The 18,015-nt window shown below is 62.9% G+C and carries 18 protein-coding genes; 5 read left to right on the top strand and 13 right to left on the bottom strand.

Annotated elements, in window-relative coordinates; genetic code table 11:
- Positions 1 to 3 precede the first annotated feature (3 nt).
- The 6 genes from ACJ7Z0_RS03000 to ACJ7Z0_RS03025 all read right to left on the bottom strand — a co-directional run bounded on the left by ACJ7Z0_RS03000 (position 4) and on the right by ACJ7Z0_RS03025 (position 5,840).
- A complete protein-coding gene (locus tag ACJ7Z0_RS03000; RefSeq protein ID WP_434788605.1) occupies positions 4 to 864 on the bottom strand; it encodes a branched-chain amino acid ABC transporter permease in 861 nt (286 codons plus the stop codon).
- A 33-nt stretch (positions 865 to 897) separates the two neighbouring features.
- The gene (locus ACJ7Z0_RS03005) at positions 898 to 2,097 is read right to left on the bottom strand and encodes an ABC transporter substrate-binding protein (protein ID WP_434788606.1); all 1,200 of its coding nucleotides are present in this window, start codon (positions 2,095 to 2,097) and stop codon (positions 898 to 900) included.
- A 73-nt stretch (positions 2,098 to 2,170) separates the two neighbouring features.
- Positions 2,171 to 3,571 carry an amidase gene (locus ACJ7Z0_RS03010; RefSeq protein ID WP_434788607.1) on the bottom strand — a complete coding sequence of 467 codons (1,401 nt, stop codon included), beginning with the start codon at positions 3,569 to 3,571 and terminating at the stop codon, positions 2,171 to 2,173.
- A 108-nt stretch (positions 3,572 to 3,679) separates the two neighbouring features.
- Positions 3,680 to 4,918 carry an NAD(P)/FAD-dependent oxidoreductase gene (locus ACJ7Z0_RS03015; RefSeq protein ID WP_434788608.1) on the bottom strand — a complete coding sequence of 413 codons (1,239 nt, stop codon included), beginning with the start codon at positions 4,916 to 4,918 and terminating at the stop codon, positions 3,680 to 3,682.
- A gap of 22 nt (positions 4,919 to 4,940) precedes the next feature.
- The gene (locus ACJ7Z0_RS03020) at positions 4,941 to 5,582 is read right to left on the bottom strand and encodes an FMN-binding negative transcriptional regulator (RefSeq protein WP_434788609.1); all 642 of its coding nucleotides are present in this window, start codon (positions 5,580 to 5,582) and stop codon (positions 4,941 to 4,943) included.
- A 54-nt stretch (positions 5,583 to 5,636) separates the two neighbouring features.
- On the bottom strand, positions 5,637 to 5,840 hold the full coding sequence (locus tag ACJ7Z0_RS03025; RefSeq protein ID WP_434788610.1) for a rubredoxin: 204 nt from the start codon (positions 5,838 to 5,840) through the stop codon (positions 5,637 to 5,639).
- Positions 5,841 to 5,959: 119 nt separating this feature from the next.
- Between ACJ7Z0_RS03025 and pdxR the strand changes: the two genes are divergently transcribed.
- Entirely contained in the window at positions 5,960 to 7,483 is a 1,524-nt protein-coding gene (gene pdxR, locus ACJ7Z0_RS03030) for a MocR-like pyridoxine biosynthesis transcription factor PdxR (RefSeq protein ID WP_434788611.1), read from the top strand.
- Between the two features lie 50 nt (positions 7,484 to 7,533).
- Here pdxR and ACJ7Z0_RS03035 read toward each other — a convergent pair whose 3' ends face one another.
- From ACJ7Z0_RS03035 to acuR, 3 genes are read right to left on the bottom strand one after another with little or no spacing between them, the layout of a single operon-like run.
- Positions 7,534 to 9,174, bottom strand: coding sequence for a thiamine pyrophosphate-dependent enzyme (locus ACJ7Z0_RS03035; protein WP_434788612.1), 1,641 nt, complete (start codon positions 9,172 to 9,174; stop codon positions 7,534 to 7,536).
- Between the two features lie 13 nt (positions 9,175 to 9,187).
- Entirely contained in the window at positions 9,188 to 10,174 is a 987-nt protein-coding gene (gene acuI / locus ACJ7Z0_RS03040; protein ID WP_434788613.1) for an acrylyl-CoA reductase (NADPH), read from the bottom strand.
- Positions 10,175 to 10,194: 20 nt separating this feature from the next.
- Positions 10,195 to 10,860, bottom strand: coding sequence for an acrylate utilization transcriptional regulator AcuR (gene acuR / locus ACJ7Z0_RS03045; RefSeq protein WP_434788614.1), 666 nt, complete (start codon positions 10,858 to 10,860; stop codon positions 10,195 to 10,197).
- 274 nt (positions 10,861 to 11,134) lie between these two features.
- Here acuR and ACJ7Z0_RS03050 point away from each other — a divergent pair, with 274 nt between their 5' ends.
- The 4 genes from ACJ7Z0_RS03050 to ACJ7Z0_RS03065 are packed head-to-tail and all read left to right on the top strand — an operon-like array spanning position 11,135 to position 14,687.
- Entirely contained in the window at positions 11,135 to 12,118 is a 984-nt protein-coding gene (locus tag ACJ7Z0_RS03050; RefSeq protein ID WP_434788615.1) for a Bug family tripartite tricarboxylate transporter substrate binding protein, read from the top strand.
- 24 nt (positions 12,119 to 12,142) lie between these two features.
- A complete protein-coding gene (locus ACJ7Z0_RS03055; RefSeq protein ID WP_434788616.1) occupies positions 12,143 to 13,342 on the top strand; it encodes an acyl-CoA dehydrogenase family protein in 1,200 nt (399 codons plus the stop codon).
- Entirely contained in the window at positions 13,339 to 14,001 is a 663-nt protein-coding gene (locus ACJ7Z0_RS03060) for a CoA transferase subunit A (RefSeq protein ID WP_434788617.1), read from the top strand. Before ACJ7Z0_RS03055 ends, ACJ7Z0_RS03060 begins: the two co-directional genes overlap by 4 nt.
- A complete protein-coding gene (locus ACJ7Z0_RS03065; RefSeq protein WP_434788618.1) occupies positions 13,998 to 14,687 on the top strand; it encodes a 3-oxoacid CoA-transferase subunit B in 690 nt (229 codons plus the stop codon). Before ACJ7Z0_RS03060 ends, ACJ7Z0_RS03065 begins: the two co-directional genes overlap by 4 nt.
- A gap of 41 nt (positions 14,688 to 14,728) precedes the next feature.
- Here ACJ7Z0_RS03065 and ACJ7Z0_RS03070 read toward each other — a convergent pair whose 3' ends face one another.
- The 4 genes from ACJ7Z0_RS03070 to ACJ7Z0_RS03085 all read right to left on the bottom strand — a co-directional run bounded on the left by ACJ7Z0_RS03070 (position 14,729) and on the right by ACJ7Z0_RS03085 (position 17,948).
- On the bottom strand, positions 14,729 to 15,337 hold the full coding sequence (locus ACJ7Z0_RS03070; protein WP_434788619.1) for a helix-turn-helix domain-containing protein: 609 nt from the start codon (positions 15,335 to 15,337) through the stop codon (positions 14,729 to 14,731).
- 18 nt (positions 15,338 to 15,355) lie between these two features.
- The gene (locus tag ACJ7Z0_RS03075; RefSeq protein ID WP_434788620.1) at positions 15,356 to 16,306 is read right to left on the bottom strand and encodes a PDR/VanB family oxidoreductase; all 951 of its coding nucleotides are present in this window, start codon (positions 16,304 to 16,306) and stop codon (positions 15,356 to 15,358) included.
- A gap of 1 nt (position 16,307) precedes the next feature.
- Positions 16,308 to 16,832 carry an MOSC domain-containing protein gene (locus ACJ7Z0_RS03080; protein WP_434788621.1) on the bottom strand — a complete coding sequence of 175 codons (525 nt, stop codon included), beginning with the start codon at positions 16,830 to 16,832 and terminating at the stop codon, positions 16,308 to 16,310.
- 147 nt (positions 16,833 to 16,979) lie between these two features.
- On the bottom strand, positions 16,980 to 17,948 hold the full coding sequence (locus ACJ7Z0_RS03085) for a LysR family transcriptional regulator (RefSeq protein ID WP_434788622.1): 969 nt from the start codon (positions 17,946 to 17,948) through the stop codon (positions 16,980 to 16,982).
- Positions 17,949 to 18,015: the final 67 nt, after the last annotated feature.

Here is an 18,015-nt window from a genome sequence, read left to right on the forward strand (position 1 = left end):
GGTTCAGGCTCCCTTTCCAAGTAGGCCATTGGGGCGCAGCAGCAGAACCGCAGCCATGGCAACGTAGATCATCAGACGGGCACCCTCAGGCCAAAGGGTGCTCATCACGCTCTGCACTACGCCGATGAGAATGCCGCCGACGAGTGCTCCTGTGAAACTTCCCAGGCCACCAACTACCACGACAACGAACGCGACAGCGAGTGCCTCGATCCCCATGAATGGTTCGACACCCCGGATGGGCGCCGCAAGGACACCCGCAATCGCCGCCGTCGCCGCACCGAGAGCGAAAACCAAACTGAAGAGACGAAAGACGTTGATGCCGAGCAGAGAGACCATTTCGGGTGACTCGCTCCCGGCCCGCACCGCACTGCCCAGGCGAGTGCCTTCGAGCACCCACCAGAGCAATACGGCCAAACCGGCTGTCACTCCGATCACGAACAGGCGGTACTTGGGATAGATGAAGTCGCCCCACATGACCACGCCCTCCAGGCTCGGCGGGACGGCCACGCTGTCGCCCAGCGGTCCCCACTGCACGATGACCAGCTCCTGGATGATCAGCGCGACGCCCACCGTGATGAGGATGTGGAACTCGTGCGGCTTGGCGTAGACATGCCGCAGCAAGGTCTTCTCGGCAACCCACCCGACGGCCGCGATCAACAGCGGAACCACAAGCAAGGCGGCCCAGAAGCTCATTCCTTGCCTGACGGCTTCGAAGCAAAAATATGCCCCCAGCAGATAGAAAACGCCGTGGGCAAAATTGACGAATCGGAGCAAGCCGAAAACGATGGACAGCCCAACGGCCAGCAGGAAGTACAACATTCCTATTCCGATGCCGTTGACAGTCTGCAGAAGGTAAACGCTCATATGCGGCGACTCCGGTAGTTCGCGGCCGGCTTTTCAGCTCAGCTTGCAGCCGGCTTGTTCGACGGTCAGGAACGACTGTCCGGAACTGACAACATCCACATAGTCGTCCGCGTCCTTCATCTGCTTCTTGGCCTTTCCGCGCACCAGGTAGTAGTCTTTGATGACCTGGTGGTCTTCCTTGCGGATCTGCTCCTGGCCCGTGAGGCCCTCGAACTTCATGCCCTCCAGCGCCGAGATCACCGCCTTCGGCTCGGTCGAACCCGCCTTGGCGATCGCGTCAATGACGCATTTGGTGCAGATGAACGCAGCTGCCAAGGTGTAGTTCGGCGTGATCTTCAGCTCTCTGGTGACCTGCGTGATCAGCTCGCGGTTGGTAGGAGACTCGACGCTGTGCCAGTACTGCGCCCCGAAGTAGATGCCCTCGGTGGAGTCTGCGCCGAGCGACTGGAACTGCTCCAGCCCGGACGTCCATGGCACGAGGATCGTCATCTTCTTGTGCAGCCCGAAGCTGATGGCCTGGCGCAGCGCATCGGTCGACTGCGTACCGAAGTTGAGCAGCACCAGGACGTCCGGCTTGGCCGCCATGGCATTGGTCAGATAGCCGCTGAACTCTTTCTCCGCCAGCGAGTGGTAGCTGTTGCCGACCAGCTCCACGCCCTTTTCCTTCAGCACATCCTTGGTGGCCGCCAGCATTCCTTCGCCAAAGACGTATTGGGCGGTGATGGTGTACCAGCGCTTCGCCTTGGGCTGTGCCTCGATGAGTGGCCGCACCGTCTGTGCGACGGCGCCATAGGCAGGCACCGGCCACCGGAACGTCGCGGGATTGCATTCCTTGCCCGTGATCTCGTCTGCACCGGAATAGCAGAAGAAGACGCCTCCGAGTCGGTGGACTTCTTTGCCCATCGCCAGAGCTTCAGGGGACAGGATCCCGCCGACAAAGAACTTGGTGTTCTTTTGCTGCGCAGCCTCCTGCACCTTGCGCACCGCCGTGGCCGGCTTTGCCTCCGTGTCAAACACGCTGTACGCGAGGCGACGACCGATCACGGTCCCATACCGCTGGATTGCCATGCGAACACCGAGCTCCCCATACTTGCCGTTGACGGCAAACGGGCCCGACATGGGGAAAGGCGCCCCGAACTCGATCCCTTCGGCCGCCTGCGCCGACGCCAAGCGGGAGAGCGACATTGGAGCAATGCCGGCCGCGGCCAGCGCTAGTAGGTCACGTCTATTCATATTTTCTCTTTGATGTTTCAGTTGGGGAAAGTGACGACGGCCACGGCGACCCGGGGGATCACCGCGAGGGAACCTAAGGCGAGTTGGGAAGTTGCGCGACGGCGCCCGCTACCGAAAGCAATCGGCTGTCTTCGCCTCGGGCCCCGACCAGTTGAATGCCGACGGGGCGACCGTCTGCAGTCAGCCCGCAAGGGATCACGACGGCGGGTTGCTGGCTCAGGTTGATGGGATAGCTGAAGCCGGCCCAATCGGTCCATCGGGTCATGCCGCTGCCCGGCGGCACCTCGTGACCCACCTCGAAGGCGGCCACTGCCGTGGCGGGCGAGACGAGGACGTCGTACTCGTGCAGCAACCGATCCATTGCGCTACCGAACTCGGCCCGCCGCATCTGTGCAGAAACCAGGCCCGCGGTCATCTTTCCGCCGTCGCGTGCGGCCTCCAGCAACCCGGGATCAATGCAGCTTCGGTCTTGCTCGGGTATCGAGTCGATGCGGGCCGCTGCACCGCAAAGCCAGTGGTGCTTGAAAATGTCCAGGACGTCGTCGCGGGGCAGCTGCACGGGCTCCACGCGGGCGCCGGCGCGTTCAATTCGGCGAACGGCCCGTTCGACGATCTGCATGACCTCTGGTTCGACTTTCCCGGTCGCGGGCTGCGACCAGTAGCCAACTCGCGTGCCGGCGAGCGCGGTCTGGCCGCAGTCAGACGATGTGAGGCCATGCGCGCATTGGGTCCAGTCGCGCATGTCCCTGCCCGCCATCACCCTGAACATGGCCTCTGCGTCAGCGACGGTTCTGGCAATGGGCCCGATGTGGGACAGGGTTCCGAACGCACTCACTGGAAAGGTGGGAACGCGCGCGTAGGTCGGCTTGAATCCCACCGTTGCGGTGAAGGAAGCAGGAACGCGCGCCGATCCCCCGCCGTCCGTGGCGAGATGAAGGACACCGGCGCCGGTGGCGGCCGCCACGGCCGCACCACCAGACGATCCTCCGGCGGTCATGCTGGGCATCCAAGGATTGCGCGTGATGCCGCTCGACGGACTGTCCGTGACCGCCTTCCAGCCGAACTCGGGCGTGGTGGTCAGGCCCAGGAGAACGGCCCCGGAGCAGCGCAGTCGCTCGACCGCTGGTGCGTCCTCACGTTGTGGTTGCGGCTGCGTCGTCAGACTGCCGAAGCGGACCACCCAGCCCTTGACCCGGACGATGTCCTTGATCGTTGTCGGAATGCCATCGATCGGCGACAGCGGGGTGCCCGTCCGCCAGCGCTGTTCGGACGCACGAGCCTGCTCCATCGCGCCGTTGTGATCGATGTACGTGAATGCGTTGAAGGGCCTGTTGATCGCTTCGGCCCTGGCGAGGGATGCACGCGCGACCTCCACGGGCGAGACTTCGCCTGAGCGATACAGCGCGGTCAGTGCCGCCACGCCGAGGCGGCAAAGTGGATCGGCATCCAAGAGAGGCGAGCTGATTTGCTTCATGAAATTTTCCAACTGACATGTATTCGAATGCGCTGAAAAGAGAGCGGACGCGGCTTCCCCTGGCGATGTCCAACCGCCATGGTGAATGGATTCCAGCGAAGCACGGTGCTATGCGTGCGCGCAGTCGGGGGGCTTGGGGGGAGGACCTTCCGAAGCAGACGATCCGTGGCTCGAAGTCCGTGCAAGCACGTCTTTGAATTCTTTGATGGGGCCTGCGATGTCTCGAACTGAACCGATTGCGCTCACGCCGCGCAGAATTCCCTCGGCATCGGAGGAGAGAAAAAGTCGCGAACGTCCAATCGTCTCGACCTTGGTTGTGGAGCCCAGGGAGGGAAGTCCTGCGACCTGGAGCGCGAAGTCGTACTGATTGCTCCAGAACCAAGGCACCGCATCAAACTCGAGTTGCTGGCCGAGCATGTTTCGGGCCGCGGTGTCTGCTTGATCCTCGGCATTGCGCCAGTTTTCTATCCTTACGGCCCGCCCGTAGAGTTGGCTGTCGTAACAGCACACATCACCGCACGAAAAAATTCGTTCGTCGTCAGTTCGCAGATACTGATTTGTCCGTATGCCGTTGTCGGTCGCCAAACCCGCCGTTTCAGCCAGATCGACATTCGGTCGAACACCAAGGCCATAGACCACGATGTCACATGCCAGGGCCTCGCCAGTCGAAAGGCGAACGGCCTGCACCCTGTCCGTCCCCTCGAGTGCCACGATCCCGACACCGAACCGGACATCCACGCCTCGTCGTTGATGCTCAGCCACCACTGCATCCGAGACGATCGCCGGCACACTCCTGCCCATTGCTTGCGGTGCGCGCTCCAGCACCGTGACCGTACAACCGCGTTCCAGAGCCGCGGCAGCAACCTCCAGGCCAATCACGCCGGCGCCGATGACCACCAGGCGGCAGCCACGTTGCAGTGAGTCCGCAATCGCTTTTGCATGCTGGGGCGTGCGCAGCGGCAATACCCCGATCAGATCCGAACCTGGCACCGTGAGCGGATTGATGCTCGCCCCTGTTGCCAGCAGAAGCCGGTGGTAGGCGATCTCCCGCCCGCCTTCGAGGATCGCACGCCCAGTATCTCGATCGATGCGAGCGACGCATTGGGCAAGCTGCAGATCGACTTCATTCTCCGCGTACCAGGAGTCTGCGTAGAAGGCGCATTGTTCGCCTGTTTTCTTGCCTAGAAGCACCGCCTTGGACAGCGGGGGGCGATCGTAAGGAAGGCAACTCTCCTCACCAATCAGGCTGATACCCCCCGTCCAACCATGCTTGCGAAGAGCAGCAGCGGCTCGGGATCCGCTATGACCTGCGCCAACGATCACGATGGGCTCTTGGCAAGTGGTCATGGCTTTCTCTTCGCGCCCGTCTTTACTGTGCTGCCTTGACTTCTGCGCACGCCAGCATGGCGTCACCAATTACCCGCTCGCCTTTCGCATTCAGGGCTTCCCCGGCGCTCTGGATATCGCGCACGTCCTTGTTCTGGCTCAGCTTGGCCTTGCCCACGAAGCGCGTTACCTCGATCTCGATTCCGACGATCGCCTGGAGCATCGTGTCGATGTAGTCCTTGGGACCATCGGTCATCTTCCACGGCGTTGGCTGCGACGCCTCGTGAGTGCGGGTGAGCCGGGCCACCATGCCGCGGACATATCGCTCATCGTCCCGAATCGTGGCGCGCCCGTAGGCATGGACCACGATGTAGTTCCAACTGGGCACTTGCTTGTGAAACTCCTGCTTGCTCGGATACCACTGGGGCGAGATGTAGGAATCTCCAGCCCGAAACACAACCATCACTTCGTCGCCGCTGACGATGTCCTGCCACACCGGGTTGTTGCGCGCGACGTGCGAGTGCAGCACTACTTTGGATCCCTCCTTGGCGTCCAGCTCGAACGGAATATGGTTGGCATCCAAGCCGCTTTTTCCGTGCGTAAACAAAATACCCAGTGGATTCTTGGCGATCAGGTCGTGCAGAACTTCAGGGCGCGATTCATCGAAGTGGGCAGGAACGTACATATCTCTATCTCCGAAATTGGTTGCTGAGGACGGAAAACTTCGACCAGGCTCGATTCAGATCTCGATCATTTCGAAATCGGCTTTGCCGGCACCGCATTCAGGGCACACCCAATCGTTCGGCACATCCTCCCAGCGCGTTCCGGATGCGATGCCTTCCCCAGGCAGGCCTTGCTCTTCGTGGTACTCGAATCCACAGAGCACACAAAGCCAGCTCTTGAAGGCCACGGCTTGGTTCTTCTCGGTTGCGCAATCACTCATGGGGTGCCTCGCTCATGTCATGCCGGCTTCGAAAACAAGCCGTCGTCAAAAAGTAGTATGGTGTATTCAGGTTCAGTGAGATGGACCAGTATTCACTTATCTCAGGAGACCAGAATCCAATGCCACGGACAGCCAAGACGCCGGAAGTTCCAGCGATCGGGCCACTCGATCGGGAGGCCGGCGGTCTCGGACGGCAGCTCGCCCACAAGTTGCGTCAGGCGGTCAAGAGAGGCGACCTCCAAGCCGGCGAGATCCTCCCGTCGACGCGCGCTCTCGCCAAGTCCCTGGGAGTCGCACGCGGTACCGTCCTCGAGGCTTTCGAACAGCTGATTGCCGAGGGATTTCTCGAGGCCGAACAAGGCGGCAGCACGCGCGTTGCCGCATCTTTGGCTGACATGCCATTGGTTGCAGCCGACGCGCGCGAAAGCAAGGCGAGCGCCAAGCCTCTGCCACTGCCCTTGCCTTCCGCGGCGTTCGCCCAGATCGCTCGGCAGTTCATGCCGTTGCCACCGGTGCCTTTTGCTGTGTCAGTGCCTGCCGGTGCTGCCGCTCCCGGCGAGGTCTGGCGCCGCCTGGGAAACCAGATTCGCGCGCGCGGCAAGGGGGGGCCAAGCGGCTATGGAGACCCTCAGGGCGCCCTGCCTCTGCGCCAGGCGATCGCAGAATATGTGCGACGGTCTCGCTCAGTGCGTTGTGACCCTGCTCAAATCATTGTGACTACCGGCACTCAACAAGGGCTGTATCTGGCCTGCCTGGTACTTCTCGGCAACGAAGACCACGCGTGGGTCGAGAACCCGGCCTATTGGGGCATCACGGCAATATTGGAAACCTTGGGGCCTAAAGGTCGCATGGTGCGCGTGCCGGTCGATTCGGAAGGTTTGATCGTCGACGAGGGCTTGCGCTTGAGACCCGATGCGCGCGCCGCGTTTGTGACCCCATCGCATCAGTACCCTTTGGGCATGCCTTTGAGCATGGCGCGCCGAAACGCCCTGCTGACCTGGGCACGCACAAATGCAGCCTGGGTCGTGGAAGACGACTATGACAGCGAGTTGCGATACGCGGGACATCCATTTCCGGCGTTGCAAGGCCTGGATCCTGACCATGTGATCTATCTGGGGACATTCAGCAAGATCCTCTTTCCATCGCTGCGGCTCGGATATGCCATCGTGCCTCCGAGGCTCGTCGAGGCGTTTTGCGGTGCTCGCATGCTGTTGGACCGCCATCCGCCGAGCGCCGATCAGCATGTCCTGGCGGCTTTCATCGCCGAGGGGCATCTGGATCGGCACATCCGACGGATCCGAGGCGTTTATGGAGAATGCCGCAGCCAGCTTTCGCAGCTTTTTCAGGACATGCTTCCCAGTGACTTGGCATGGCTGCAGCCCAGTGATCAGGGCATGCACTCGGTGCTCTGGCTGGCGCCTGGCATTGACGATCAGGCCGTTTCCGTTCAGGCCGCCAGAGCCGGCGTGGCTGTGCGGCCAGTGTCTCGCATGTACGCGGAAGGCAGCGAACGTTCAGGCTTGATCCTGGGCCTGGGAGCATTCACTGCCGATCAGATTGCGGACGCCGCGCGGCGACTGGCATCCATCGTCACTGCTGCCGCTCCAGCAGGACGCCGCAGGGTCCGGAGCACGATCCGATAAACGGGCCGTCATGGTCGCCAGAGTCGCAGGCCAAGAGACTGGACTGGCGCTCACTCCCACTTGAGAGAGCGTTCCACCGACATGTCCGGATCACTGCAGACTTCGATCAACGCCGGCCCCTCGGCGCTCATGGCTTGCTCGACGATGCCTGCGGCATCCCTGGAGTGCTCGATCCTGAATCCGCGGGCGCCGAAGGCCTCGGCAAGTTTTGCAAAGCCGGGGTTCGCCAGGTCGGTGCCGCTGACGCGATGGGGAAAGTGCCGCTGCTGGTGGGTGCGGATGGTGCCGTACGACCCGTTGTTGGACACCACCACGCGCAGGTTCAGCCCTCTGTCGACCGCGGTGATCAGTTCGTTGCCGTTCATGAGAAATCCGCCATCGCCGACGAAGGCGAGAACTTCTCGCCCCGGATGGCGCAAGGCAGCCGCTATGCCGGCCGGGACCCCCGTTCCCATGGCTCCGCAAGCCGAGCCGAGCAGCCGGTTCGCCGGCGTCATCTTGAAGATGCGATGAACCCAGGCTGCAAAGTTGCCTGAATCGGTCGTCAAGACCGCATCGTTCTGGGCCAACCGTGCGATCGCCATGATCGTGTGGCCCAGGACGTCGTTCGCCACCACATTCTGTGGCTGCCAGCCATGCGCACGGTCGGCCGCCGCGCGCACCCGCTCGAGCCACTGGCTCGACACCGCCCCGGAGCCGCCATGGCGCAATGCGGCACGCACGAAGCCATGCGCCGTCGAGACGATCGGCAGTTCCGCCGAGAAATGGCGCCCGATCATGGACGGATCGGGATACACGTGAACGAACTTCTGCGGATTGGTGCCTTGCCGCGGAAAGGCGAACCCCAGGGACGACACATCGCCCATGCGGCTGCCGATCGCAACGATCAGGTCGGCCTCGCTGAAGAGCGCCGTGTGCGCGGGCGAGGTGAAGAAGCTCAGTTGGCCCACCCAGCGAGGGTCTGTGTTGGAGAACTGGTCCTGGTTCTTGTTGGTGACGGCAACGGGAATGTTCCACTGGTCGACGAGCGCCTGGAGATCGTTGCGGAAATCATCGGTCCGGCACTCACCGCCCACGATCAGGATCGGCCGGCTGGCCTTGGAAAGCAGATCATGCACACGCGCCGCGTCCTCCAGGGTCGCCTCTGCGAGTGCCACGCCGTGAACCCGCGCGGGCTGTCGCTCGACCAGTTCGGTCAGGACGTCTTCGGGCAACTCGACCGCGACCGGTCCTGGCGTTCCCGAGGCAGCTGTGGCAAAGGCGCGGGCCATCACTTCGGCGGCGCTTGCCGCCTTGTCGATGCGCCCGGACCATTTCAACAAGCCGGAAAAAGCTTTGCCAGTATCGATTTCCTGCACGGCGCCGCGGCCCAGGTTCGGCGTTTCGACCTGGCCAATCAAGAGGATCAGCGGGACCGCTTCTTCGGCCGCCACGTGAACGCCGATCGCGGCATTGAAGGCCCCGGGCCCCCTGCTCGCCATGACGATGCCGGCGCGGCCCGTCAGCTTGGCGTCCGCGATCGCGGCCAGGGCCGCGGATCCTTCGTGGCGGCATGTCACCAGATCGAAATCGCGCCGCGCGTGAAGCGCGTCAAGCAGCGCCAGGAAGCTTTCACCGGGAACGCTGAACGCCCGGTCCGCGCCGTGCGCGACCATGCTGTCGACGATGGCCTCGGCAACTCTGTACGTCATGAACGTCCTTCTTTCAAGACGCGTTCACGTCGACGACCACGCGGCCCCGGATCTCGCCCCGCATGAGCCTTGCGGCTGCATCGATCGCTTGCGGCAGCGCGATCTCGGTCGCAATGTCTTCCAGGATCGGGCCGTGCAGATCGCGCGCCAGCCGCTCCCACGCGGCGACACGGTCTGCCTTTGGCCGCATCACGCTATCAATGCCGATGAGGCTCACACCGCGCAGGATGAATGGCGCAACCGACGCAGGCAGGTCGAGCCCCTGGGCCAGGCCGCACGCAGTGACCACGCCGTTGTATCGAAGCTGCGCGCATACGTTGGCCAGCGTGTGGCTGCCAACCGAATCCACGGCGGCGGCCCAGCGCTCCTTCTGCAGCGGCTTGCCCGGTTCGCTCAACTCCTTGCGATCGATCACGTCGCTGGCCCCGAGCCGCCGAAGATAGTCAGATTCGCCCGGCCGCCCCGTGGACGCAGTGACCGTGTACCCGAGCTTGGCCAGCAGCGCGATCGCAACGCTTCCCACGCCGCCGTTCGCACCCGTCACGAGCACCGGCCCATCGCCTGCCTTGAGCCCGTGCCGCTCCAGGGCCATCACGCACAGCATGGCGGTGTACCCCGCGGTCCCGATGGCCATGGCATCCCTGGTGCTGAAACGCTTCGGAAGCGGAATCAACCAGTCGCCCTTCACGCGCGCCCGCTGTGCAAGCCCGCCCCAGTGCGTCTCTCCAACGCCCCAGCCGTTGAGCACCACCGTGTCACCCGGCTTGAATTCGGGATGGTCGCTCTGCTCCACCACGCCCGCAAAGTCGATGCCTGGCACCATGGGAAAGCTCCGGACGACGGGCCCCTTTCCGGTGATGGCCAGGCCGTCCTTGTAGTTCAGCGTGCTGTATTCGACGCGGACCGTGACGTCGCCTGCGGGCAGGCGGTCTTCATCGATCTCGGCCAGCGAGGCGCGGTAACCCTGCGCGTCTTTTTCCACGACGATGCCTTTGAACATGTTTCGCTCCAATAAAAAAATCAGTGGTCCGCCGCGTGGCGGGGCGAGGCCGGGGCGCGCGCGCCCAGGCTGGACAGATATGCCTCGATGAAGGTCACCAGGGGACGGTCCGACTGCACCAGCCTGGCTCGGAGCACGGCCCCCTCCCAGGCGATCCAGAAGAACTCGGCGAGTTGCTCGACGTCCAGCGTTGCCGAGATGGTTCCTGCGGCCTGAGCCTCTCGCAGGCAGCGAGCCACCCGCTCCTGCCAGCCGACAAGAATGGCATCGAGACGTTCGCGGAAATCCGCAGGCAGGGCACCCAGTTCCTGGCTCAGGTTGCCAACCAGGCATCCCCGCGTGAAGTGGTGCTTGCGCATGCCCCTGGATGCATCGGCAATGAAGTCGGCAAGCCGATCGAGCGGTGCGCGTTCCTGGTTCAACAGCCACCGGTCTAGCTTGCGCTTGAAGTAGTCGTCGTAGGCGTCCATCACGGCCGCTCCGAACGCGTCCTTGTTCGCGAAGTAGTGATAGAACGAGCCCTTGGGCACGGTCGCCCGCTTCAGCACGGCATCCAGGCCCGTCGAACTGAAGCCCTGCTCTGTGAGCAGCTCCATCCCGCATCGGATCAGTACATCGCGCGTTGCCGCATACGCCGGCGACGGCCTTTGGCTGCGCGCCACGCCCGCTTTGGATTTTTCGGTCATGCGTCAATTCTAGACCGATCGTCTAGAGAACATCTACTGCACCCTCTCAGTTGTCGTGCATCTCAATGGGTTGCACCAATATGCGACCGCGCACGCACGTTCATTGGGCAACTTGCACCTTCGCGCGCGCCATCGGGCTTGATGCCGTTGATCTGACCGCGCTTCACGGCGGGCCCGAGTCTTGCTCGTAAACCCCAATGCGAGTCCTAATTGACACAATGTGTCCTATCACCAATACTTTCATCACCTCCTCACTTCTGCGGAAGGAAGCCCCATGAAGCCCCACTCCATCAAGAAATGGCTTGTCGCCACCGGCCTGGCCTGCCTGGCTGTCTCAACGGCGCTGGCCGATGAGTCGTATCCGTCGAAGCCGATCAAGCTCGTCGCCGGCTTCCCGCCGGGTGGGCCCACGGACATCATTGCCCGCGTGATTGCGCAGGCACTGGGGAAGGAGCTCAATGGCACGATCGTCATTGACAACCGCGCTGGCGCCGGCGGCGTCATCGGCGCTGACGCCGTGGCCAAGTCGAAGCCGGACGGCTACACCCTGCTCGTTGCGGTGGAGTCCTCGCAGACGCGCGGCCAAGCCTTGAACCCGACGCTTTCCTATGACCAGCTCAAGGACTTCGCCTATGTCAGGAACGTTGCCAAGCAGCGCAATCTCGTCGTCGTGAATCCCGACATGCCGGTCAACAGCATCAAGGAGCTCATCGCCTTCGCCAAGGCGAACCCCGGCAAGCTGAATTTCGGCGGCACCTTCGGCGCCACGTCGCACATCGGCGGAACGCTGTTCGACGCGCGAAATGGCACGCAACTTACGTTCGTGAATTACAAGGGCGGCGCGCAACCCATCACCGACCTCATGGCCGGCGTGGTACAGGTCGGCTTCTTCACCGAGGCGACAGTCGCCCAGCACATCCGCGCCGGAAAGATCAAGGCCCTGGCAGTTGCCGCGCCGGAGCGTTCGCCCGCGTTCCCAGACCTCCCGACACTCCAGGAAGCTGGCAGCAAGCCAATCGATCTTTCCCCTTGGTTCGGCATTGCGGCTCCTGCGGGCACTCCGGGCCCAGTCATCCAAAAGCTGGCGGCGGCGCTCGACAAGGTTGTGAGGAATCCCGAGTTTCTTGGGCAGCTGGAGACGCTCGGTGCCGTTCCGGTGAAGGAGTCGACACCCGATCTGTACACCAAACAGGTGGCCAAGGAGATCGTGTTCTGGAACGATTGGGCGAAAACGCTGACGACTCCCTTGGCCCGCTGAACGACTGCCGAGTATTCGAAACCGATGAACTTCTACGACCTCTACGACGAGAGACTGTCCGCGGCGGAAAGATCACTGGTCCAGGCTGCCAGCGACTTCTGCCGCGGCGAATTCAGCGCCCACCTCCTGGAGTCGCACACGCAGGGTCGCGCCTACGATGCGTCATGGATCGACAGGTGGGCAAAGGAAGGCTTCCTGGGGCTTCAAGCGCCAAGGGAATTCGGCGGCCACGATGCTTCGTTCATCTGCAAGATCCGCGTGGCGCAGACGATGGCGGAACATGGCTTTGCCGCCGCCTTTGCCATCAACAATCTGCAAGGCTCCGTGACCCGCGTGGCGCGCTTCGGTTCCGAGAAGCAACGTGCCGAGCTCCTCCACGCCATGCTGGGCGGGCGAACGCTGTGCGCCCCCGCCATGTCCGAGCCCGATGGCGGCAGCGACCTGGCCGCACTGAAGACGAAGGCGCGGCGCGTGGACGGCGGATGGCTGATCAGCGGCACGAAGTCGTGGATCACCAACGGTTCGATCATCCAGTGCGCAACCCTGCTTGCAAGAGTTGACCCGCTCGGCGCGGAAGCCGGCGACATCGCGTCTTTTCTGGTGCCGCTGACCGATGGACCGACGCTTCGCAGGGAAGAGCTTGTCATGCCGGGCGCCCTGTCCTTCCGGCTGGCATCCCTGGTCTTCCAGGATCATTTCGTTCCCGACTGGTGTCTCTTCGACCCACCGGGGCAGGCGTTCAAGTCTTCCATGGCGTCCGTCAATGCCGCGCGCGTTCATGTCGCGGCGATGTGCGTCGCCTCTGCCAGGGCAGCCTTGGCAGAGACGGTGGGCTACGCGGAATCTAGGCAAGCCTTCGGCAAGCCGCTGCTCAGGCACCAGGGACTCGGGTGGGAGCTCGCGGAGGTCTCACTGCGCCTGGAGGCAGCCAATGCACTCGTGCTGCGCGCAGCGATTGCCGTGCAAACAGGAAAGCCGGCCCTGACGCTGGCCGCCCAGGCAAAAAAGTTCGCCGTCGACGTGGCCGTCTGGGCACTCGACCAGTGCCAGCGTGCAATGGGCGCCACCGGCGCGAGCGCCGATCACCGCCTTGCCATGCTGTCGAGCGAAACACGGCTGGCGGCATTCGGCGACGGCACCAGCCAGATGCTGCTCGACCGCATCGCCAAGGGTCTGGCCAAAGACTATGGGCCTTCGCCCGCGCAGAAGGAATCTGATCGATGAGAAATGTGGTCGTCAAGGATGCGAACGCCGCAGTCAGCGGTTTGCGCGACGGAGATACGGTGATGGTCGGAGGCTTCGGCGGCGCAGGCGTTCCGCGCGGAATGATCGAGGCGGTGCTGGACCTGGGGGTGCGCGAACTGACCGTCATCTCCAACAACGCAGGCTCCGGCGGCCAGGACCTCTCGCTTTGGTTCGGTGCGCGCATCGTCCGGAAGATCGTCTGCTCCTACCCGCGAAGCGCGGACGTGTTCGCCGACCAATACCGGGCCGGCGAAGTCGAACTCGAGCTGGTTCCGCAGGGCACGCTGGTGGAGCGCATCCGGGCCGGCGGTGCGGGCCTTGGCGGGTTCCTGACTCCCACGGGTGTAGGCACCGTGTTCGAGAACGGCAAGCAGAAGGTCGTGGTCGACGGCCGCGAGTTCCTTCTGGAGACGCCCTTGCGCGCGCAGTTCTCGCTGCTGAAGGGCCGGCAGGCCGATGTGCTGGGCAACCTGAACTACAACAAGACGGCACGAAATCATTCTGTGGTGATGGCCACTGCCGCAGAGGTGGTTGCGGTGGAAGTCGACGAACTCCTGGAGCCCGGCGAGCTCGACCCCGAAGGCATCGTCACCCCCTGCATCTTTGTCGACCGCGTCTTTCTCTCGAGGCCCGCATGAACTCGCTATCCAGACTGGAACTCGCGCGCCTGGTCGCCCACCAGCTTCCCAAGCAAGGGTTCGTCAACCTCGGCATCGGAGCACCGACGGGCGTGGCGGACCATCTTCCCTCCGATACCTCGGTCATGCTCCACAGCGAGAACGGCATTCTCAATGTCGGTCCCAAACCGGCCGAGGGAGAGGAAGACCTGGACCTCATCAATGCCGGGAAGATGCCTGTCACGCTCGCCCGCGGCGGATCTTTCTTCGACTCGAGCCTGTCGTTTTCTATGATGCGCGGAGGGCACCTCGACATCGCCATCCTGGGTGCGTTCCAGGTCTCCCAGCACGGCGACCTGGCCAACTGGACCACGGGCGATCTGAACGGTGCGCCGCCGGCCATCGGCGGAGCCATCGATCTTGCGGTGGGAGCAAAGCAGATCTGGGTGATGATGGAGCACACCACGCGCGACGCCCAGCCGCGCCTGGTCGAGCGTTGCACCTTGCCGCTCACGGCAGTGGGTGTTGTGGCCAAGGTGTTCACGAACCTCGCGATCATCGACGTCACCGCCGATGGATTCGTGGTGCAGGCGCTTTTCGAGGGAGCCTCGCTTGAATCCGTGCAGCAGCTCACCGGAGCGCCGCTGAAGCCGGCGCCCACGCTGAGGCGATTCTCTTCGGACGGGGTGCTCACGCCGCCCCGTTGAGGCCGGCGTTCAGGCGGCAGCACGAGCCGTGCCTCGGGACCTTATGCGGTGGCGGCAATCACGACCAGGGCCGAAGCCGGCTCATCGGTGAGCGCGGTGAGCTTGTGCGGAATGGTGGAGTCGAACTGTACGCAGTCGCCGGGCTCCAGGCGCTCCTTGCGGGCTCCGATCTGCATCTCGATGTGGCCGGTGAGAACGAAGAGGACTTCTTCGCCCTCATGGTGGCTCATGATCCGGCCGCGCTTCTGGGTTTTTCCCGGGCGCACGATGAATGCCCGCATCACGCGGTCGTCGCGAAGGCCCGCGACCAGCGAGAGATGCGTCGTGGGATCTCCCGCAATGGATCCATTGCCCCGGACGATCGAAACGACGTCTTCCTCCGGCTGTTGCCCGAAGAGCCGGTCCACCGTCACACCCAGGGCCTTGGCGATATTGAGGGCCGACTCGATCGACGGCGTGGATATGCCACGCTCGATCTTCGACAGATAGCTGCGCGTGAGCCCTGAATCTCGAGCCAGATTCTCCAGCGTCAATCCGCTTTGGACGCGCAGGTACTTGAGGTGTAGTGCCAAGGCTTTGAACGGGTCTGCGGCAGGCCGATCGGCTGCTCGCAACCCACTGGAAATTGCTGCGGGGCCCGATTCTGGCACGAGTGTGTCGCCCGCAGCCTAGATGTCGAGAACCAGGCGCGGGCCCGCACACTCCGCAACGCACACGATCACTTCATGCGCGCGCTCCTGAGGACTCAGGACGCGGTCGTGATGGATCGGCGGTCCCTCGATCCAGCGCGTACGGCATGCGCCGCAGATGCCACCGGCGCACGACACAGAGATATCGGCGTCCATCGCTTCCAGGGTGGCCAGAAGGCCCACCTCGGGCCGCACTTCCATCTCGCGTCCGCTCTTGGCCAGCACCACGCTGTACGGCTGCGCGTTCAGGGTTGGAACAAGCTTGGGCGCGGTGAACCGCTCGACGTGCTTGCGGCTTTCAGGCCACTCGGCGACAGCGGACTCGAATGCATCGAGCATTCCGGCGGGGCCACAGCAAAATGCCTTCGCATCCGGGCCGGAGCCCTCCACGATGGATCGGATGTCGGGCGGGCTGACCTCGAGCGTGTTGTAGAGATGGACCCGGCCACCCTTCACCGCCGGCGCCAGCATGTCGATCAGGCTCGGCTCTCCCATGCTGGCCCAGTGCAACTGGTAGTTCGACTTGCCTTCACGCTCCATTGCCAGGATGGCAGACACGAACGGCGTCACGCCGATTCCGCCTGCGACAAAGATGTTCATACCGGTGGGCGAGAGCTCCAACCCGCTTCTGGGTACCGAAACACCAATGACTTCGCCGGCACGAAGCTCGTCGTGTATGTGGCGCGACCCGCCGCGCCCTGCTTCTTCGCGCTTGATCGCAATGACGTATCTCCGGCAGTCGGCGGGCTCATTGCACAGCGAATAGGTGCGTACGAGCCCATTGGCCAAATGGAGATCGATGTGTGCTCCGGGCCTGAAGGCAGGCAAGCGCCAACCGTCCTGGTCAGCCAATACCAGCCGCTTGACCCCCGGCAGAGGCTCATCGATTTCTCGAACGACAGCTTGAAGGTGTTTGATCGCCTTCGGCATATCACGCCCCGTGGACAGCGTCGCCCACGCGGATGACGCCACCCTTCAGAATCCGGCAGTTGAGGCCTGATCTATTGATCAATGGATCGAACACCGCCTTCCCGAGGATCTCTTCGATATGGCGGCACGGCGTGGACAGCCGGGTTGCCTCAAGGAGAGTTTCCCCGACCCAGAACTGGCGGCCGACGAGATGATTGAGCGGCACACCTTGCACGGTCACGTTTCTTCGGTGCTCTTCAGGCAGCATCTGGATTTTTGCATCGCGCGCCAGGGCTTCCAGCGTCTCGATCTCGAACAGCGTGATCTGCCGCCCCTCCTCCGGCTTGTGGGAGTAGAAGCCGGACTCCCGGCCGATCATGTATCGGTCTCCCTCGATGCCCTTGCCGGCCACGAGCGTCAACTCGTCGAACGACTCCATGGGAAGGAAGGCTCGAGGCGTGATGTGCAGATGTCGAACGACCCCCGCCCAGGCGGGAACGACCTCCCGCTCGCCGAGCTGCTGTTGGTGGGTTGCTGCAGTAAGCATGTAAGACGCTCCTTGATAACGGCGATCCAGCCGGTCTGATGAAGGAACGTCATTATAGGACACTTTGTGTCCTATGGGACTCGTTCAGGCACTGTGAGAACCGGCTCGAAGCGCGAGGTCGCTGTCCATACCGATGCGGCACAGCCCTCAGGATTCCTCAGGTGCTGCCGTGCGCACCCCATAGAGGGCCGTCCTTTGTTCTAAAAAGGGGTCGGACCGCCGATTGAACAAGGCCATGATCTGAGCTCGCAGCCATTGGCAGCTCGGTTCCTTCTGTGTGCGCCGATGCCAGTACTGGTGAATCGTGACGGAAGGCGGCGTGAAGGGAAGCGGCAAGACCTCAAGCTCCCCGGAGCGCGCGAAATCAAAGGCTGCGGGCAGAGGAACGGTCGCAATGAGGTCTGTTCTTGCGATGATGTGAGGAAGACTGAGGAGGTTGGGCGTACTGAGAACCACTCGCCGCCGAACTCGATGACGCTCCAGTGCAGCCTCCAGCAATATGGTCGACCGGGCCGGCAAGTCGAGCACGGCATGTCCGAGATCTTGATACGCCGCGCGGCTCATGCCTCGGGCGACCACCGGATGTCCCCGGCGAACGATGCACGCATACGTGTGGCTGAAAAGAGATTGGCGAAAGTAGGCATCTTTTTCCAATGCGGGAAAGTAGCCGATCGCCAAATCAATGTCGCCGCTGGCGAGCCGCTCGTGGAGCGGCAAGACGATCGGCGAAACGATGTGCACGGAGGTGCGTGGCGCATGCTCGGCCAGATGCGCCATCAGGACAGGCATGAAGAGAGATTCGGCTGAATCGGGCATCGACACGCGAAAACTGGTCTCGCTGTTTTCGAGATCGAATGCGCCGCTGCCAAGGACGTCCTTGTCGACCTGATCGAGCATGACGCGCGCTGTTTCCGCCAACGTCACGGCCCTTGGTGTCGGACGCATTCCGGATCCAGCGCGGACGAATAACTCATCGCCGAGTTGCTTGCGAAGTCGGCTGAGCGCGGTACTGAACCCAGACTGGCTCATCTGAAGGCTTTCAGCCGCACGACCCAAATGACGTGTGCTGTCGAGGGCGACCAGGAGGCGCAGCAGGTTCAGATCGAGTTGCTTCATCGTTTTTGCAGATAACGGATGTTCATCTTTTCCGGTTGAGAGTGCTTCGGTGGGCGCCTATTCTCTG

Source organism: Variovorax palleresanus, from assembly GCF_051144945.1.
In the GTDB taxonomy this organism is placed as follows: domain Bacteria; phylum Pseudomonadota; class Gammaproteobacteria; order Burkholderiales; family Burkholderiaceae_C; genus Variovorax; species Variovorax paradoxus_S.

Bases quoted from the DNA above. Each gene is read 5' to 3' on its own strand.
- ACJ7Z0_RS03075 (WP_434788620.1), bottom strand. From the start codon at position 16,306: ATGCCGAAGGCGATCAAACACCTTCAAGCTGTCGTTCGAGAAATCGAT.
- ACJ7Z0_RS03060 (WP_434788617.1), top strand. From the start codon at position 13,339: ATGAGAAATGTGGTCGTCAAGGATGCGAACGCCGCAGTCAGCGGTTTG.
- ACJ7Z0_RS03020 (WP_434788609.1), bottom strand. From the start codon at position 5,582: ATGTACGTTCCTGCCCACTTCGATGAATCGCGCCCTGAAGTTCTGCAC.
- acuI (WP_434788613.1), bottom strand. From the start codon at position 10,174: ATGTTCAAAGGCATCGTCGTGGAAAAAGACGCGCAGGGTTACCGCGCC.
- acuR (WP_434788614.1), bottom strand. From the start codon at position 10,860: ATGACCGAAAAATCCAAAGCGGGCGTGGCGCGCAGCCAAAGGCCGTCG.
- ACJ7Z0_RS03035 (WP_434788612.1), bottom strand. From the start codon at position 9,174: ATGACGTACAGAGTTGCCGAGGCCATCGTCGACAGCATGGTCGCGCAC.
- ACJ7Z0_RS03055 (WP_434788616.1), top strand. From the start codon at position 12,143: ATGAACTTCTACGACCTCTACGACGAGAGACTGTCCGCGGCGGAAAGA.
- ACJ7Z0_RS03010 (WP_434788607.1), bottom strand. From the start codon at position 3,571: ATGAAGCAAATCAGCTCGCCTCTCTTGGATGCCGATCCACTTTGCCGC.
- ACJ7Z0_RS03065 (WP_434788618.1), top strand. From the start codon at position 13,998: ATGAACTCGCTATCCAGACTGGAACTCGCGCGCCTGGTCGCCCACCAG.
- ACJ7Z0_RS03000 (WP_434788605.1), bottom strand. From the start codon at position 864: ATGAGCGTTTACCTTCTGCAGACTGTCAACGGCATCGGAATAGGAATG.
- ACJ7Z0_RS03015 (WP_434788608.1), bottom strand. From the start codon at position 4,918: ATGACCACTTGCCAAGAGCCCATCGTGATCGTTGGCGCAGGTCATAGC.
- ACJ7Z0_RS03050 (WP_434788615.1), top strand. From the start codon at position 11,135: ATGAAGCCCCACTCCATCAAGAAATGGCTTGTCGCCACCGGCCTGGCC.
- ACJ7Z0_RS03085 (WP_434788622.1), bottom strand. From the start codon at position 17,948: ATGAAGCAACTCGATCTGAACCTGCTGCGCCTCCTGGTCGCCCTCGAC.
- ACJ7Z0_RS03005 (WP_434788606.1), bottom strand. From the start codon at position 2,097: ATGAATAGACGTGACCTACTAGCGCTGGCCGCGGCCGGCATTGCTCCA.
- pdxR (WP_434788611.1), top strand. From the start codon at position 5,960: ATGCCACGGACAGCCAAGACGCCGGAAGTTCCAGCGATCGGGCCACTC.
- ACJ7Z0_RS03080 (WP_434788621.1), bottom strand. From the start codon at position 16,832: ATGCTTACTGCAGCAACCCACCAACAGCAGCTCGGCGAGCGGGAGGTC.
- ACJ7Z0_RS03025 (WP_434788610.1), bottom strand. From the start codon at position 5,840: ATGAGTGATTGCGCAACCGAGAAGAACCAAGCCGTGGCCTTCAAGAGC.